This window comes from Ralstonia sp. Ralssp135, assembly GCF_047304345.1.
Taxonomy (GTDB): domain Bacteria; phylum Pseudomonadota; class Gammaproteobacteria; order Burkholderiales; family Burkholderiaceae; genus Ralstonia; species Ralstonia chuxiongensis.
This window is the reverse complement of the sequence record NZ_JBGLYZ010000102.1, coordinates 1-264: the sequence shown is the minus strand read 5'-3', so window position 1 is coordinate 264 and position 264 is coordinate 1. Positions and strand designations below refer to the sequence as shown.

Genomic DNA, 264 nt, shown 5'->3' with positions numbered 1-264 from the left:
AGGAGGTGACGGGGGCCAGCCCCACCCCGATCTGGTTCCAGCTCTATGTCCTGCGCGATCGCGCCTTCATGCGCGACCTGCTGGCCGAGGCGAAGGAGCGCGGCTGCACGACCCTGGTATTTACTGTCGACATGCCGGTGCCGGGCGCACGCTATCGCGATCTCCATTCGGGCATGTCCGGTCCGGCAGGACCGCGTCGGCGTGTGCTGCAGGCGATCGGCAAGCCGGCCTGGGCGTGGGACGTCGGCCTGCACGGGCGCCCCC

At 70.5% G+C, this 264-nt stretch carries 1 protein-coding gene; it reads left to right on the top strand.

The features are described 5' to 3' along the window. Positions 1–264 (top strand): alpha-hydroxy-acid oxidizing protein (locus tag ACCD03_RS25555; protein WP_413413285.1); only part of this gene is annotated, 264 nt, incomplete at both ends.